This is a genomic window from Ensifer sp. LBL, assembly GCF_050435225.1.
In the GTDB taxonomy this organism is placed as follows: domain Bacteria; phylum Pseudomonadota; class Alphaproteobacteria; order Rhizobiales; family Rhizobiaceae; genus Ensifer.
The window spans coordinates 39434-54438 of the sequence record NZ_JBNDJY010000004.1; the positions used below are offsets into that span (position 1 = coordinate 39434).

15 protein-coding genes are annotated in these 15005 nt (G+C 63.4%); 13 read left to right on the forward strand and 2 right to left on the reverse strand.

Annotation, left to right across the window (positions count from 1 at the left end):
- Position 1 precedes the first annotated feature (1 nt).
- The 3 genes from OKW20_RS16005 (at position 2) to OKW20_RS16015 (ending at position 3220) form a co-directional block, all read left to right on the forward strand.
- On the forward strand, positions 2 to 736 hold the full coding sequence (locus OKW20_RS16005) for an MBL fold metallo-hydrolase (RefSeq protein ID WP_429173551.1): 735 nt from the start codon (positions 2 to 4) through the stop codon (positions 734 to 736).
- A 16-nt stretch (positions 737 to 752) separates the two neighbouring features.
- Positions 753 to 2186: an aldehyde dehydrogenase family protein gene (locus OKW20_RS16010; protein ID WP_429173552.1), complete on the forward strand. Its 1434-nt coding sequence runs from the start codon at positions 753 to 755 to the stop codon at positions 2184 to 2186.
- Between the two features lie 143 nt (positions 2187 to 2329).
- Complete coding sequence (locus OKW20_RS16015; RefSeq protein ID WP_429173553.1) at positions 2330 to 3220, forward strand: DMT family transporter; 891 nt, start codon at positions 2330 to 2332, stop codon at positions 3218 to 3220.
- Between the two features lie 21 nt (positions 3221 to 3241).
- Here the strand turns inward: OKW20_RS16015 and OKW20_RS16020 are convergent, their stop codons facing one another.
- Both OKW20_RS16020 and OKW20_RS16025 read right to left on the reverse strand, forming a co-directional pair.
- Positions 3242 to 4420: an aminotransferase gene (locus OKW20_RS16020; protein WP_429116253.1), complete on the reverse strand. Its 1179-nt coding sequence runs from the start codon at positions 4418 to 4420 to the stop codon at positions 3242 to 3244.
- Between the two features lie 17 nt (positions 4421 to 4437).
- Positions 4438 to 5484, reverse strand: coding sequence for a LysR substrate-binding domain-containing protein (locus OKW20_RS16025; protein WP_043611270.1), 1047 nt, complete (start codon positions 5482 to 5484; stop codon positions 4438 to 4440).
- A 223-nt stretch (positions 5485 to 5707) separates the two neighbouring features.
- Between OKW20_RS16025 and speB the strand changes: the two genes are divergently transcribed.
- The 10 genes from speB to OKW20_RS16075 all read left to right on the forward strand — a co-directional run bounded on the left by speB (position 5708) and on the right by OKW20_RS16075 (position 14875).
- Positions 5708 to 6769, forward strand: a complete 1062-nt coding sequence (gene speB / locus OKW20_RS16030) for an agmatinase (RefSeq protein ID WP_429173554.1) — start codon at positions 5708 to 5710, stop codon at positions 6767 to 6769.
- 92 nt (positions 6770 to 6861) lie between these two features.
- A complete protein-coding gene (locus OKW20_RS16035) occupies positions 6862 to 7656 on the forward strand; it encodes a transporter substrate-binding domain-containing protein (protein WP_429173556.1) in 795 nt (264 codons plus the stop codon).
- A gap of 59 nt (positions 7657 to 7715) precedes the next feature.
- Positions 7716 to 8384 (forward strand): amino acid ABC transporter permease, encoded by a 669-nt coding sequence (locus OKW20_RS16040; RefSeq protein WP_429173557.1) that lies wholly within the window; start codon positions 7716 to 7718, stop codon positions 8382 to 8384.
- Positions 8381 to 9028: an amino acid ABC transporter permease gene (locus OKW20_RS16045; RefSeq protein WP_043611275.1), complete on the forward strand. Its 648-nt coding sequence runs from the start codon at positions 8381 to 8383 to the stop codon at positions 9026 to 9028. The genes OKW20_RS16040 and OKW20_RS16045 overlap by 4 nt, the downstream gene beginning before the upstream one ends.
- A gap of 73 nt (positions 9029 to 9101) precedes the next feature.
- Positions 9102 to 10181, forward strand: coding sequence for an ABC transporter substrate-binding protein (locus tag OKW20_RS16050; protein ID WP_429173559.1), 1080 nt, complete (start codon positions 9102 to 9104; stop codon positions 10179 to 10181).
- 119 nt (positions 10182 to 10300) lie between these two features.
- Entirely contained in the window at positions 10301 to 11338 is a 1038-nt protein-coding gene (locus OKW20_RS16055) for an ABC transporter ATP-binding protein (RefSeq protein ID WP_429173561.1), read from the forward strand.
- Positions 11335 to 12189, forward strand: coding sequence for an ABC transporter permease (locus tag OKW20_RS16060; RefSeq protein WP_034798859.1), 855 nt, complete (start codon positions 11335 to 11337; stop codon positions 12187 to 12189). Before OKW20_RS16055 ends, OKW20_RS16060 begins: the two co-directional genes overlap by 4 nt.
- The gene (locus OKW20_RS16065; protein ID WP_429173562.1) at positions 12186 to 12986 is read left to right on the forward strand and encodes an ABC transporter permease; all 801 of its coding nucleotides are present in this window, start codon (positions 12186 to 12188) and stop codon (positions 12984 to 12986) included. Before OKW20_RS16060 ends, OKW20_RS16065 begins: the two co-directional genes overlap by 4 nt.
- Entirely contained in the window at positions 12983 to 13762 is a 780-nt protein-coding gene (locus OKW20_RS16070) for a carbon-nitrogen hydrolase family protein (protein ID WP_429173564.1), read from the forward strand. The genes OKW20_RS16065 and OKW20_RS16070 overlap by 4 nt, the downstream gene beginning before the upstream one ends.
- 159 nt (positions 13763 to 13921) lie before the next feature.
- Positions 13922 to 14875 carry a ring-cleaving dioxygenase gene (locus OKW20_RS16075; protein WP_429173566.1) on the forward strand — a complete coding sequence of 318 codons (954 nt, stop codon included), beginning with the start codon at positions 13922 to 13924 and terminating at the stop codon, positions 14873 to 14875.
- Positions 14876 to 15005 lie beyond the last annotated feature (130 nt).

Genomic DNA, 15005 nt, shown 5'->3' on the forward strand with positions numbered 1-15005 from the left:
CATGCAGAGAATTGCCCCCAGGGACTGGTATCGCGTCAGGCGGCTCGACGACGACGTCACCGCCATCGACGAGCCCTACATCCAGGAATTCTATCGCTGCAACATCTGGCATGTGCGCGGCCGCGACCGTGACATGCTCGTCGATAGTGGCATGGGCGTCGTGTCGCTCCGGCAATGGGTGCCGCTCGTCACCGAGCGCGCCTTGGATGCCGTCGCCAGCCACACCCATTTCGACCATATCGGCTGCCATCACGAGTTCGACTGCCGTTGTGTGCACTCCGCTGAAGCCGATCTTCTGGCGCATCCCACCCGCAAGAACACGCTCGCCGACCCCTATGTGGCCGACGAGATCTTCGATGCGCTGCCACCCGAGCCCTATCTCTCGACCACCTACGCGGTGAAGGCGGCGCCGGCGACACGGCTGCTCGAAGACGGCGACCATATCGATCTCGGTGACCGGGTCTTCGAGGTGATCCACACGCCCGGCCATTCGCCCGGCGGCATCGCACTCTATGAGGCGAAGACCGGTATCATGTTCTCGGGCGACATCCTCTACGACGGGCCGCTGATCGAGGACACCTATCATTCCAATGCCGACGACTACCTGGCGTCGATGGAACGGCTGCTGACGATACCCGCGCGTATCGTTCACGGCGGACATTTTCCGAGCTTTTCAGGCGAGCGCTACCGAACGCTGATCCGAGACTGGCTCGCGGAAAAACAAAAGACAAACTGACGGGAAGGAGGAGCGAATGCTCGACAAACGCAAGTTCTACATCAACGGTGCCTGGGTCGACCCCATTGCCGCAAACGACCTCGAGGTCCTGAACCCGGCGACGGAAAAGCCTGTTGCCGTGATCTCGATGGGTACGGCCGCGGACATCGAGCGGGCGGTTGCCGCCGCCAAGACGGCCTTTGCCACCTACAGCCAGACCAGCGTCGAGGAGCGCCTGGCGCTGCTCGAAAAGCTGCTTGCCGTCTACAAGCGCCGCTACGACGAGATGGTCGACACCATCACCATGGAGCTCGGCGCGCCGAAAACCATGACCCGCGAACAGCAGGCGGATGTCGGCGTCGGTCACCTGCAAGGCTTCATCGACGCGCTGAAGCGGCTGAAGAGCCGCGACAGGTTGCCGAACGGCGACGTGATCCTGCGCGAGCCGATCGGTGTATGCGGCCTGATCACACCCTGGAACTGGCCGATCAACCAGATCGCCCTGAAGGTGGTGCCGGCGCTTGCGACCGGCTCGACCTGCATCCTGAAGCCGAGCGAATTCACGCCGCTCAACGCCATGCTTTACGCCGAAATGGTGCATGAGGCAGGCTTCCCGGCCGGTGTCTTTAACCTCGTCAACGGCGACGGCATCAACGCCGGTGCAGCACTTTCGAAGCATCCTGATATCGACATGATGTCGTTTACCGGCTCGACCCGCGCCGGCATCGCCGTCAGCAAGGACGCGGCCGAGACCGTCAAGCGCGTGACGCTGGAACTCGGCGGCAAGTCGCCGAACATCGTCTTTGCCGACGCCGATCTAGAAGATCGCGTTACCGGCAGCGTGCTCGAATGCTTCAACAATTCCGGCCAGTCCTGCGACGCGCCGACCCGCATGCTGGTGGAGCGCAGCGTTTACGACCAGGTGGTCGAGATCGCCAAGCGCGTCGGCCGCGAGGCGAAGGTGGGTGACCCGACGCAGGAAGGCAGCCATATCGGTCCGCTCGTCAGCCATGTCCAGTTCGGCCGCGTGCAGGCGCTGATCGAGGCCGGCATTGCCGAAGGCGCGCGGCTGCTCGTCGGTGGCGCTGGCAAGCCGGAGGGCTTCGAGACCGGCTACTTCGTCAAGCCGACGATCTTTGCCGACGTCAACAACGACATGCGCATCGCCCGCGAGGAGGTGTTCGGTCCGGTGCTTGCGATCATCCCCTTCGACACCGAGGAGGAAGCGATCGCCGTTGCCAACGACACCAATTACGGCCTTGCTGCCTATGTCCAGACTGGCAACCCGGAGCGGGCCGAGCGCGTTGCCGCGCGTCTTCGCGCCGGCATGGTGCACATCAATGGCGGGCCGCACCGCTATGGCAGCCCGTTTGGAGGCTACAAGCAGTCGGGCAACGGTCGTGAAGGTGGCATCTTCGGTCTCGAGGACTTCCTCGAAGTGAAGACTGTCCACGTTCCCGACGCTGCCTGAAAACAGCGCCACACAGTTTGAACGACGGCCGTCGCAATCTACGGCGGCCGTTTTTCTTTCAGGCTTCGGCGCTGACAGGGCTGTCACCGGCCGCCCGCATCTGGTAGCTCGTCGGCTTCCCGCCTCAGACCGCGCCTTTCCGGATGCCTCCCGTGACCCAAGCTTCCCAATCCCATAACCGCGTTGCCATGGCCGCGCTCCTCATCGGCGGCGCTGCGATCGGTGGCTCGCCGATCTTCGTGCGGCTGTCGGAAGTGGGGCCGATGGCGACTGCCTTCTGGCGCGTGGCGCTGGCCTTGATCCCGCTTCTCGCCTGGACCTGGTTCCGCCCGGAGGGCGCCGGCGGGCGGCGACCGGAAAAGCTCTCGGAATATTCGCTTCTGATCCTGCCCGGCGTGTTCCTGGCGATCGATCTCGGTGCCTGGCACTATGCGCTGACCAGGACATCGGTTGCCAATGCGACGTTGCTGGCCAATCTCGCGCCAGTCTTCGTGACACTTGCCAGTTGGCTCTTGTTCAGGGCGCGGATCAGCGTTGTCTTTGCCGTCGGCCTGGTGACGGCTGTGGTCGGTGTGATCACCCTCAAGGGCGGCCCAATGGCGCTGGGTGATGGCAATCTGCTCGGCGATGGCGTCGCCGTCGTCGCGGCGATGTTTTATGCGGGCTACATCCTGGCGATCGGGCAGCTGCGCAGTCTCTTCAGCACCGTACGCATCATGATCTGGAGCACGGCTTCGGCTGCAATCTGCATGCTGCCGATGGCTGTCCTGTTCGAGCCGACGCTGTTACCGCCGACGGCGTTCGGTTGGGCGATGCTTTTCGGGCTAGCCTTCGTCAGCCATGCCGGCGGGCAGGTGGCGATCACCTATGCGCTCGCCTATCTGCCGCCCGCCTTCTCGTCGCTCACCCTGCTGTTGCAGCCGGTCGTGGCGGCAATCCTCGCCTGGATCCTGCTTGCCGAGCCTGTTGGCATGATGCAGGCGATCGGCGGGGCGATCGTCCTTGTCGGCATCCTGATCGCGCGGCGCGGATAACGCCGCGCGATCATGTTCCGATCAGAGACCGGGTGGCGTGAAGTTCGCCAGCCGCTCTTCGAGCTTGCGGATGGTATCGGCATCGGCGTTTGCAAAGGCGAAGCGCAGGTAGTTTTCCTGGCCCTCGCCGAAATAGTCGCCCGGCAGGCAGACGACGCCGGCGAGCTTTGCCAGTTTCTCGGCGATGAACTGCGAGTCGATGTCGGGGAAGGGGTGGCGGACATAGGCGAAATAGGCGCCGACGGCCTGCAGCTTCCACTTCGGCAGGCGGCTCATCACATCGCGCAGCGCATCGGCGCGGGCGGCGATCTCAGCGCGGTTGGCCTGACGCCACTCGACAAGCGCGGGAATGGCCTTGGCGACGGCCGCCTGGGCGGAACGCGGCGCGCAGATCTGCAGATTGTCCATGATCTTCGTCACCTGCTCGATGACCTTGGGGCCGGCGGTGATCGCGCCCAGACGATGGCCCGGAATGCAGAAGGATTTGGAGAAGCTGTAGAGGCCGATGAAGCTGTCCTGCCATCCCTCCGTTGCCAGAAGGCCGTGCGGTGCCGCGGACGCGTCGGGCAGGAAGTCGCGATAGGTTTCGTCAAGGATCAGCCAGACGCCCTTGGCGCGGCAGGCTTCGTGGATGCGGGCGAGCAGCTCCGGCGGATAGACAGCGCCGGTCGGGTTGTTGGGCGAAACGAGCGCCAGCGCGCGAATGCCGGGGTGAAGCGCCGCGGCAATTGCATCGACCTCCGGCAGGAAGCCGGCACCGGCGTCGCAGGGCGCGAGCTCGACATTGATGCCGAGCATCGACAGCGTCGTTTCCTGGTTGAAGTAATAGGGGTTGGTCATCAGGATCGTGTCGCCCGCGCCTGCGATCGCCATCGCCGCGCAGATGAAGGCCTGGTTGCAGCCCGAGGTAATGTGGATGTTGTCGGCCGTGACCGAAGCACCATAGAGCCCGGCGACATGGGCCGCATAGGCGTCGCGCAGCACCGCTTCGCCCTCGATCGCGCCGTATCCGGTATAGGCGGTTGAGGCTGCTGCCTCACCGAGCCAGGCCAGCATGTCCGGATGGGCGGGATAGCCGGGCACGGCCTGCGACAGGTCGATCAGCGGGCCACGGGAGCCGTCGTAGGATTTCGCCCAGGCCAGCACCGAAGGCACGGGCGGCGGCGAGAGCTTTTCGACGAGCGGGTTGAAATGCGGCATGGGTGGTCTTCCTGTGGTTAGGCCTTGGCTTTGCGTTTCTGCGGACGATCGGTGCGGCGAGCATGGCTCGGCGCCGAAACCGGCTGAAAACCGTTCTTCTCCGATTTACGATCAGTCGGCTCGGATTTCGAGGTGCGGCTGCGAATAATCGTGCGCGCCGATGTCTGCAGTTCCGGCATCGGGTCGCTTTCGAGTGTTTCGAACATCCAGTCGATGAAAATGCGCACGATCGGTGCCGCCAGCACCTCGTTGCGGCAGGCGACGAAGAAGGCGTCGTTGGCGGGCACCGTCAAGTCGAAGGGGGCGATCAACTCGCCGCGCGCGATCAGGCTGCCGGCGGTGATCGTATCGCCGAGTGCGACGCCCTGGTTATGCAGCGCTGCTTCGGTCGAAAGCCGCGCGTCGCTCATGAAATGCTGCTGGCCGCGCTGCAGGTCGCTGGCATCAGCCGCCGCCAGCCAGGTGTTCCACTCGCGTCCATCGTCGCCATGCAGCATCACGTGGTCGCGCAGGTCCCGCACCGAGCGCAAGGGCCGCATGTTGAGCAGCGTTGGGCTGACGACAGGGAAAAGTTCCAACCGGCTCCAGAGTTTTGCCCAGGCACCGGACCAATTGCCGTCACCGTAGATCAGGCAGACGTCGACATCGGGCGAATGCAGGTAGGCCTCGTCATTGGAGGCGATCAACGTCAGCCGCACGTCCGGATACTGCTCGGTGAAGAGATGCAGTCGCGGGATCAGCCAGAAGGAGAGCAGCGCCGGGACGCAAGTAATGCGCAGTTCGCCGCTCGTCGTCGGCCGCGTCATCGCCGCCGTTGCCGCGGCGATTTCGGCAAAGGCGTGGGTGACCGCCGGCAGCAGCAATGCGCCCTGGGGTGTCAGTTTCAGCCGCTTGCCGCCGCGCTCGAACAGCGCGGCCTTGACCGAGAGTTCGAGTGCCCGGATCTGGTGGCTGATGGCACCGTGGGTGACGTTGAGTTCACGTGCGGCCGCCGAGACGGAGCCCCGCCGCGCCGTCGCTTCGAAGGCGCGCAAGGGGTTCAAGGGAGGCAGGCGGCTGGACAAATCGAGACGATCCGGCGGTTGCTATCATGTGAATTTTTCTCACACGAAACGCTATAACAATGTCAATTGATTTTCTAGGGGAATTGCCGCCTAATATTCATCAACAAAGGCGAAAACGCCTGGGGAACATGAACGCGCCGGACGAGCCGGCCCCTTCCGCAGACAGATATCTGTGGCGCCTTCGCGCGCATGCCTCAGGCTATGGAAGACGGAGGATTGACTGATGGCCTGGAACGACAACAAGCTTGCCGAATTGAAGGCAAAGTATGGCGAAAGCCATGGCGGCGAGCTGTTCGACCCGACCTTCCGCAAGGTCGCCGACAAGATCTTCAACAAGAGCGGCACGCGCCTTGCGCCCTATTCCGGCATCCCGACCTTCCTGACCGCGCCGCATATGCCCGTTGACGCCGAGAACCCGGATTTCGGCAACCTGCAGGTGGCGATCGTCGGCATTCCCATGGATCTCGGCGTCACCAACCGTCCGGGCTCGCGCTTCGGACCGCGGGCGCTGCGCACGATCGAGCGCATCGGCCCCTACAACCACGTGCTCGGTTGCACGCCGGTTCAGGAACTGCGCGTTGCCGACATTGGCGACGTGCCGTTCCAGAGCCGCTACCGGCTGGAACTCAGCCACGACGACATCGAAAAGCGCATCAACCAGATCGTCGATGCCGGCGTGCTGCCGCTCTCGGTCGGTGGCGACCATTCGATCACCCATCCGATCCTCAAGGCCGTCGGCAAGAAGCGCCCGGTCGGCATGATCCACATCGACGCCCATTGCGACACCGGCGGTGCCTACGACCTCACCAAGTTCCACCACGGCGGCCCGTTCCGCAACGCCGTGCTCGACGGTGTGCTCGACCCGACGCGCGTCGTGCAGATCGGCATCCGCGGCTCGGCCGAATATCTCTGGGAGTTCTCCTACGAGTCCGGCATGACCGTGATCCACGCCGAAGAGGTGACCGGCCTCGGCATTCCCGCGATCATCGAGAAGGCGAAGAAGATCGTCGGCGAAGGCCCGACCTATCTCTCCTTCGACATCGACAGCCTCGATCCGTCCTTCGCACCAGGCACCGGCACGCCGGAGGTAGGTGGCCTCACGACCCGCGAAGTGCTCGAACTGATCCGCGGTCTCAAGGGTATCAATCTCGTCGGCGGCGACGTCGTCGAAGTGGCGCCACAGTATGACTCGACCACCAACACGGCCCATGCGGGTGCGCAGGTGCTGTTCGAAATCCTGAGCCTCATGGTCTTCAGCCCGGCGATCACCGGCAAGTCCGCCTGAGGCCTGACTAAGGGTTCGTCGGCTGCCGGACCGGAAACGGCGGCCGACCACCAGACTGCACAATCACAAAGCTTCCGGGTAGGGGAATTACCATGACGATCCATACCAAACTGAAGACAGCCTTCGCCGCCGCCCTGATGCTTGGGGCCGCCGCCGGCATCGCCAAGGCCGATGCGCTCGCCGACATCAAGTCCGCCGGCCAGATCAATGTCGGCATCTTCTCTGACTTCCCGCCGTTCTCGTCTGCCAGCGCCGACATGAGCATCAAGGGCTATGACGTGGACGTCGCCCAGCAGATCGCCGACGATCTCGGCGTCAAGCTCAACCTCGTCAGCGTCACCGGGCAGAATCGCATTCCCTATCTTAACGACAAGCGCGTCGACATCCTGATGAGCGTCGGTTTCTCGAAAGAACGTGCGGAAGTCATCGACTTCGCCGCGGCTTACGCGCCTTATTACATTGCTGTCATCGGCCCGGCGGAACTCAAGGTCGCCGGCAAGGAAGACCTTGCCGAGAAGACCATCGCCGTCAATCGCGGCACGCTCGAAGACACCTCGCTCACCGAGGCAGCGCCGGCCAATGCCGACATCCAGCGCTTCGACAACTACAATGCGGTGATCCAGGCCTTCATTTCCGGCCAGACCCAGCTGATGGTGGTCGGTAACGACGTCGGCGCCCAGGTGCTGGCGCGCCAGGAGGCCTTGAAGCCTGAGCAGAAGTTCCAGCTCCTGACCTCGCCGTCGCATATCGGCCTCAACAAGAACGAAGAAGGCCTGAAGAAGGCCGTCAACGACGTGGTCGCCAAAATGCTCTCGGACGGCAAGCTGAATGCGAGCTCCGAGGCGTGGCTGAAGACGCCGCTCAACCCCGACAACCTCAAGGACTAACAAGCTCGGTGGCCGCGGGGGCAATCCCCTCGCGGCCCGCTTGAGGAAAGGTTGCGACGATGGGCTACGGCCTCAGCTTCGGTTGGCTCAAGGACGCCGCGGGCGCAATCGCCCATGGCGCCGCCATGACCATGTTCCTGATCGCCTGCACGACGGTGCTCGGCATCCTGATCAGCATTCTCTTTGCCGCCGCTCGCCGCAGCCGCTACGGCATCTTGCGCAAGGCGGTGGCCGTCTATGTCGAAGTCGTCAGGAATACGCCGTTTCTGGTGCAGCTGTTCTTCATCTATTTCGGCCTGCCGAGCCTCGGCATCCGACTCGACCCGATCGTCGCGGCTATCGTCGCCATGACGCTGAACATGGCGGCCTATACGACCGAGATCGTCGGTGCGGGTCTCGATGCGGTGCCCAAGGGGCAGAGCGAGGCGGCGTTTGCGCTCGGCCTCAAGCCCCGCCAGGTCTTCGTCAAGATCATCCTGCCGCAGGCGCTGAAGGTGATCTTCCCGGCGCTCACCAGCCAGGTGATCATCATGATGCTGGAATCGGCCGTCGTCTCTCAGATCGCGGTGCGCGAGCTGGCGCATGAGGCGGACCTGCTGCAGGCGCGCACTTTCCGCTCATTCGAGACCTATTTCGTCGTCACGCTGATCTATCTCGGCCTGTCGATGGCGCTTCGGCGGCTGTTCGTCGCCGGCGGGCGCCGCGTGCTTGGAGCAGGTGTGTCATGATCGAGTTCACCTTCTGGGACATCCTGCGCAACCTGATCTTCGCCACGCGGTGGACAATCCTGCTGTCGATCGTCGCCTTTGCCGGCGGCGCGGCAGTGGGGCTTGCCATCCTCGCCGCACGCATTTCGGAGCGCCGCTGGGCTCGGCGCTTCGGTTCCGGCTATATCGCGCTCTTCCAGGGCACACCGCTCCTGATGCAGCTGTTCCTGATGTTCTTCGGCCTGCCGATGCTCGGTTTCCGCATCGAGCCGTGGACAGCAGCCGCTCTCGGATTGACCTTCTATGCCAGTGCCTATCTTGCGGAGATCTGGCGCGGCGGGGTGGAGGCGCTGCCGCGTGGGCAATGGGACGCCGGCGCAAGCCTTGGGCTTCACCGCCTGCAGGAGCTGCGCCTCGTCATCCTGCCGCAGGCCTTTGCCATCACCCGCCCGGCCGCCGTCGGCTTTCTCGTACAGCTGATCAAGAGCACAGCGCTCACCTCGATCATCGGTTTCGAAGAGCTTCTCAGAACCGCAAATGCGATCAATAATGCAACCTTCGAACCTTTCACGGTCTATGGGCTGGTCGCGGTGATCTTCTTCGTGCTGTGTTATCCGCTGACGCAATATTCGCGCATGCTGGAGCGCAAAACAGCCGCGCACTGAGACTGAAAATGTGCAAGAAATCAAACAGAACAGGGAACAAGGCGGATCACCGCCGAAACAAAGGAGAACGAGAATGATCACCACTTCCATCAAGCGGCGCACGCTGCTCGGCGCCGGTCTTGCCGGTGCTTCCATGCTGGCTATGCCGTCGATCCTCAGGGCACAGGACAAGTCGCTGAAGGTCGGCGTCTATGGCGGATACTTCAAGGATTCCTTCGACAAGAACATCTTCCCGGAATTCACCAAGGCGACCGGCATTGCTGTCGAGTCGATCGCCGAACCGACCGGTGAGGCCTGGCTCGTCCAGCTCGAACAGGCCGCCCGCGCCGGCCAGGCACCAGCCGACGTCTCGATGATGTCGCAGGTGGCGATGCTCAAAGGTCAGTCGACCGATCTCTGGACGCCGCTCGACACCGCCAAGATGAAGAACGCCTCGAACCTGCTCGACCGCTTCGTCAACAAGTACCCGGATGGTCGCATTGCCGGCATCGGCGCCGTCTCCTGGTACATCACGCTGGTGACCAACACCGACGTCTACAAGGAAGCGCCGACCTCCTGGACCGCCTTCTGGGATCCGGCCAACGCCGACAAGCTCGGCCTGCTCGCACTCGTCTCCAACTCGTTCCTGCTCGAAGTGACGGCGAAGACCTTCTTCGGCGGCACCAATGCGCTCGACACCGAAGAAGGCCTCTTGAAGGCATTCGACAAGCTTGCCGAAGTCAAGCCGAACGTTCGCCTGTGGTACCGCGACGAGGCGCAGTTCGAGCAGTCGCTGAAGTCGGGCGAAATCCCGATGGGCCAGTACTATCACGACGTGACCGGTCTTGCCGCCGCTGACGGCCATCCTGTTCGCTCCACCTTCCCGAAGGAGGGCGGCATTCAGGATTCCGGTTGCTGGGCGCTGTCGCGCGCTTCGCAGAAGTCCGAGGAAGCCCATATCTTCATCGACTACATGTGCCAGCCCTCGATCCAGGCGACCTTATCGCGCAAGGTCGGAACGTCCCCGACCGTCAAGCGTGAAGTTACGGACCTGACCGACAAGGAATTCGCAGCCGTTTCGTCTGATATCGAGCCGATCATTCCGCGCTACGATCTCTACCAGACCAAGTCGGATTGGCTGAACCAGAAGTGGACCGAGCTGATCGTCGGCTGATCCTGCGTCCCGGGCAACCGGGAAGAGCCACAAGCGTAACGACGGGGAGGGGCCTTGCCGGCCGCTCCCCGCCCGAAACCCTCCCATGAGGCGGAGGGGACAATCCTCGCGGAGACACAATGTCCGGACTTGCCCTTCAAAACGTCGTCAAGGAATTCGGAGCCTTCAGGGCCGTCAACAATGTCGACCTGACGGTGCCGCACGGCACCTTCGTCTGCATGCTCGGACCATCAGGCTGCGGCAAGACCACGCTGCTGCGGATGATTGCCGGTCTCGACCTGCCGACCGGCGGCGCGATCCGGCTCGACGGCGAGGACATCACCCGCGTGCCCACGCACAAGCGCAATCTCGGCATGGTGTTCCAGTCGCTTGCGCTGTTTCCGCACCTGACCGTCGGCGAGAACATCGCCTATCCCCTGCGCATCCGCGGTGCGGCAAAGGAAGACCAGAAGAAGCGCGTCGATGAACTTCTGTCGATGATCCATCTCTCCGGCTATGCCGACCGGCCCGTCGCCAAGCTCTCGGGCGGCCAACGCCAGCGCGTGGCGATCGCGCGCGCTTTGTCGATCTCGCCGAAACTGTTCCTGCTCGACGAGCCGCTGTCCGCACTCGACGCCAAGCTGCGCGAAGCGATGCAGGTGGAACTCCGCCAGCTGCAGCAGAAGCTCGGGATCACCACTATCGTCGTCACCCACGACCAGCGCGAAGCGATGACCATGGCCGACACCGTCGTCGTCATGAGCGGCGGCGAAATCCGCCAGGCCGCCTCGCCGATCGAAATCTATCGCCGCCCGGCCGACAGCTTCGTCGCCGACTTCATCGGCCAGACCAACCTGCTCGAGGTTCAGGCCGACAGCGCCGGCCGCGCCGAGGTGCTCGGCCACGTCGTGCCGGGCCTCAGCCTGCCAGCCGGTGCCAACAAGGGCACGCTGTCGGTTCGCCCCGAAGACGTGCACCTGACTGCGCCCGGCGCTGGTGCGCTCACCGGCAAGGTCACCTTCGTGCGCGATCTCGGCGGCACGATCGAAACCTTTGTCGATATCGCCGGCCACCAGATCGTCGCCGTTTCCACGCCGCGCGCCCGGCCCGATGTTTCCGTCGGCCAGGAGGTCGGCATTGCACTCACCCCGGATGTCTGCGTGGTGCTGAAGAAATGAGACGCGAACCGCCCCAGACCCTCGGCGATTATCTGCCACTCCTCTTTCCCGCAGCGATGCTGACGATCTTCTTCGTCGTGCCCTTCGGCACGATGATCGCCGTCAGCTTCTTCCAGCGCCAGCAGGGAGGTTTTTACACGCCGGCCTTCGTCTTCGACAATTACGCCCGCTTCCTCTCGGTCTTCTTCGGCGGCGTGCTCGGCTTCTCGCTGATGCTGGCTGTCATCGTCGCCATCTGCTGTGTCGTGCTCGCCTTGCCCTTTACCTACATGCTGACGCGCATGGCGCGTAAGGTGCAGGTGGTCTGGCTGGTGGCGCTTCTGTCGATCCTGTCGCTGTCTGAAGTCATCATCGGCTTTGCCTGGTCGACGCTGTTTTCGCGCACGGCGGGGATCACCAACATCCTCGTCGCACTCGGGATCATGGAGCAGGCCAAGGCCTTGACGCCGAGCTTCGGCGCGGTTCTGACCGGCATGGTCTACCAGGCGTTCCCCTATACGGTGCTGGTGCTCTTCCCGGCGCTCGTGCGTCTCGATCCGACGCTGACGGAGGCGGCCAGAACGCTTGGCGCGTCGCCGCTCAAAGCCTTCTTCACCGTGGTCGTGCCGGCGCTGCGCAACACCATTACGGCCACCTTGATCATGGTGTTCATCTTCGCGCTCGGCTCCTATCTCTTGCCGCAGCTTCTCGGCCGGCCGCAGCATTGGACGCTTTCGGTGCTGATCACGGACCAGGCGATCTACCAGTCCAACATGCCGTTCGCCGCTGCCATGGCCGTGTTCCTCGTGCTCGTCACGCTCGGGCTGGTGGCGCTCACCGTGATTGCCGGACGCAAGGGAGAAGCGGCATGACCTCGATCTTCCGCAAGGCCTATTTCTTCCTGATCGGCCTGTTCCTGTCCTTGCCGCTGATCGTCGTTGCCGGCGTCTCGGTGAACGAGAAGCAGACGCTCGCCTTTCCGCCGCAGGGCTTTTCGCTTTCCTGGTATGGCGAGATCTTCCTCAATCCGGAATGGCGAAACGCGCTCTTCGCCTCGGTGACGCTGGCGGTGCTTTCGGCAGCGCTTGCCGTCGCAATCGCGTTGCCGCTCTCCTGGTTCCTGTGGCGGCGGATAGCGCCCTGGGCCAACATCTTCCAGGTTCTGGGCGTCGCGCCCTTCACGTTGCCGCCTGTCATCACCGCGCTCGGCATGCTCACCTTCTGGGCGACGGTCGGCTTTTACGGCCAGCCCTGGACGGCGGTCGTCAGCCACGCGATCTTCTTCGTGACGTTGCCGCTGGTCACGCTGTCGCTCGGCTTCTCCTCGATCGACCGGTCGCTCGTCGAGGCCGCCTCGACCATGGGCGCCGACGAGCGCACGATCTTCCGCACCGTCGTGCTGCCGCTGATCCTGCCCTATATCGTTTCTGGCTATGCGTTCGCCTTCGTGCTGTCGCTCAACGAATACATCGTCGCCTACATGACGGTCGGCTTTACGGTAGAAACGCTGCCGATCAAGATCTTCAATGCGCTGCGCTACGGCTATACGCCGACCATGGCCTCGGTGACGGTGCTCTTCGTCACGACCGCCGCGGTGATCTTCAGCCTTGTCGCCCGTTTCGGCGACCTGCCGAAGCTGCTCGGCGCTATGTCGTCGGATGGAAAATGATGAAGCTCGCAGCCCTCCAGATGCAATCGGCGGCGGGTGACGTCGCCGCCAATCTCGACCGCATTGCCCGCGCTGCGGCGGAAGCCGCGGCCCAAGGGGCGACGCTGCTTTTGACGCCCGAGCTCTGCGTCACCGGCTACGGCGCCGGAGAAGCGCTGACGGCACTCGCCGAAGCGCCTGACGGTGCGATCGTTCAGCGCCTCAAAGCGATCTCGGGGGAAACCGGCATTGCGCTCATCGCTGGCTTTGCCGAGCGCGACGGCAGCGACGTCTATAACAGCGCCGTCTATGTCGATGGCGATGCCGCACCGGTCGTCTACCGCAAGTCCCATCTCTACGGCGACTATGAGCGTTCGATCTTCCGCGCGCCGGAACCGTCGACCCGGCTTTTCGCGCACCGCGGCGTCACCTGCGGCATGCTGATCTGCTACGATGTCGAGTTTCCGGAAAACGTCCGGCGGCTGGCGCTTGCCGGTGCCGAGGCCGTGCTGGTGCCGACGGCGCTGCCGGCGGGCTGGTCCGGCGATTTCATCGCCGAGCACATGATCCAGACGCGCGCCTTCGAGAACCAGGTGTTCGTCGCCTACATCAACCATTGTGGTTCGGACCCGCTGTTCTCCTTCGCCGGGCTGTCGCGCATTGCAGCACCCGACGGGCAGCTGCTCGCCAAAGCGGGATCGGGGCAGGAAGCGGTTCTCCTCGTCGACATCGACCCCAAGACCTACGCAATCTCCCGCCTTGAAAACACCTATCTCGGCGATCTCAATCGCCGTTGAGGGCGCGCCGATTGCAGTTGTGTCTCAGCGACGACAGCGCTGACGGGCCGTTTGTTGTTCACCTGAGGAGAACGTTCTGTTCTCTATTGGTCCACTGTCGGAAACGATAGGACATCCCATATGGTGCTCAACAGCAATGCCAACGCATTGGAGGCAATCATGAGCATGCAACTGACTGGGATCCATCACCTGACGGCAATCACCGCCAACGCGCCGGAGAACCTGCGCTTCTATACAGAAGTGCTGGGGCTGCGGCTGGTCAAGAAGACCGTCAACCAGGACGATACCACCGCCTATCACCTCTTCTATGCCGACGGGCGCGCAACGCCCGGAACGGACCTGACCTTCTTCGACTGGCCGGTCGGCCCCGAAGGGCGCGGCACGCACAGCATTTCGCGCACGGGTCTTCGGGTCGGTAGCGCCGAAAGTGTTCGCTGGTGGAAGCGCCGTTTCGACGAACTCAAGGTCACGAGTGGAGACGTCACCGAGATCGATGGCCGCATCTCGCTTGATTTCGAGGATGGTGAAGGCCAGCGTTTCCGGCTGATCGACGATGGCGGTCTTGAACCGTCGCATCCCTGGGAAAAGAGCCCGGTTCCGGCCGAGCACCAGATCAAGGGCCTCGGTCCGATCACCATCAGCGTGCCGGACATCACCAACACCGAGCTTGTCCTGACGCATGTGATGAACATGAGCAAGGCCCGGACCTATGCGTCGCCGGATGGCGAGGGCGAGGTTCATGTGTTCACCATGGGTGAGGGCGGTCCTGCGGCCGAACTGCATGTCGCGGTTCAGCCGGGCCTGCCGATTGCCCGGCAGGGCGCCGGTGCCGTGCATCACGTTGCTTTCCGGGCGCCTGACAATGCGGCGCTGACGGAGTGGACGGAACGGCTCAACGGCTTCCGCCTGCCGTCGAGCGGCGAGGTCGAGCGCTACTACTTCCGTTCGCTCTACTTCCGCGAACCGAACGGCGTTCTTTTCGAGATCGCCACCGATGGTCCCGGTTTCGCCGTCGACGAGCCGATGGAGACGCTTGGCGAAAGCCTGTCGCTGCCGCCGTTCCTGGAGCCGAAGCGCGCCCAGATCGAGGCACGGCTGAAGCCGCTGGTCTAACGGTCTGATCCGATCGAAAAGCCGGGGTTCGTCCCCGGCTTTTTTGTCTCTATCCCCCTGATCCCGTTGGACATCTGCTTCGCGCGGACCCATCATCACCGCTGTTGCGTTATCTCTATCGATCGCATGC

Excerpts from the sequence above, each read along its gene's own strand:
- OKW20_RS16005 (WP_429173551.1), top strand. The coding sequence starts at position 2 with ATGCAGAGAATTGCCCCCAGGGACTGGTATCGCGTCAGGCGGCTCGAC.
- speB (WP_429173554.1), top strand. The coding sequence starts at position 5,708 with ATGGCCTGGAACGACAACAAGCTTGCCGAATTGAAGGCAAAGTATGGC.
- OKW20_RS16020 (WP_429116253.1), bottom strand. The coding sequence starts at position 4,420 with ATGCCGCATTTCAACCCGCTCGTCGAAAAGCTCTCGCCGCCGCCCGTG.
- OKW20_RS16010 (WP_429173552.1), top strand. The coding sequence starts at position 753 with ATGCTCGACAAACGCAAGTTCTACATCAACGGTGCCTGGGTCGACCCC.
- OKW20_RS16065 (WP_429173562.1), top strand. The coding sequence starts at position 12,186 with ATGACCTCGATCTTCCGCAAGGCCTATTTCTTCCTGATCGGCCTGTTC.
- OKW20_RS16035 (WP_429173556.1), top strand. The coding sequence starts at position 6,862 with ATGACGATCCATACCAAACTGAAGACAGCCTTCGCCGCCGCCCTGATG.
- OKW20_RS16050 (WP_429173559.1), top strand. The coding sequence starts at position 9,102 with ATGATCACCACTTCCATCAAGCGGCGCACGCTGCTCGGCGCCGGTCTT.
- OKW20_RS16070 (WP_429173564.1), top strand. The coding sequence starts at position 12,983 with ATGATGAAGCTCGCAGCCCTCCAGATGCAATCGGCGGCGGGTGACGTC.
- OKW20_RS16075 (WP_429173566.1), top strand. The coding sequence starts at position 13,922 with ATGAGCATGCAACTGACTGGGATCCATCACCTGACGGCAATCACCGCC.
- OKW20_RS16045 (WP_043611275.1), top strand. The coding sequence starts at position 8,381 with ATGATCGAGTTCACCTTCTGGGACATCCTGCGCAACCTGATCTTCGCC.
- OKW20_RS16040 (WP_429173557.1), top strand. The coding sequence starts at position 7,716 with ATGGGCTACGGCCTCAGCTTCGGTTGGCTCAAGGACGCCGCGGGCGCA.
- OKW20_RS16055 (WP_429173561.1), top strand. The coding sequence starts at position 10,301 with ATGTCCGGACTTGCCCTTCAAAACGTCGTCAAGGAATTCGGAGCCTTC.
- OKW20_RS16015 (WP_429173553.1), top strand. The coding sequence starts at position 2,330 with ATGCCTCCCGTGACCCAAGCTTCCCAATCCCATAACCGCGTTGCCATG.
- OKW20_RS16060 (WP_034798859.1), top strand. The coding sequence starts at position 11,335 with ATGAGACGCGAACCGCCCCAGACCCTCGGCGATTATCTGCCACTCCTC.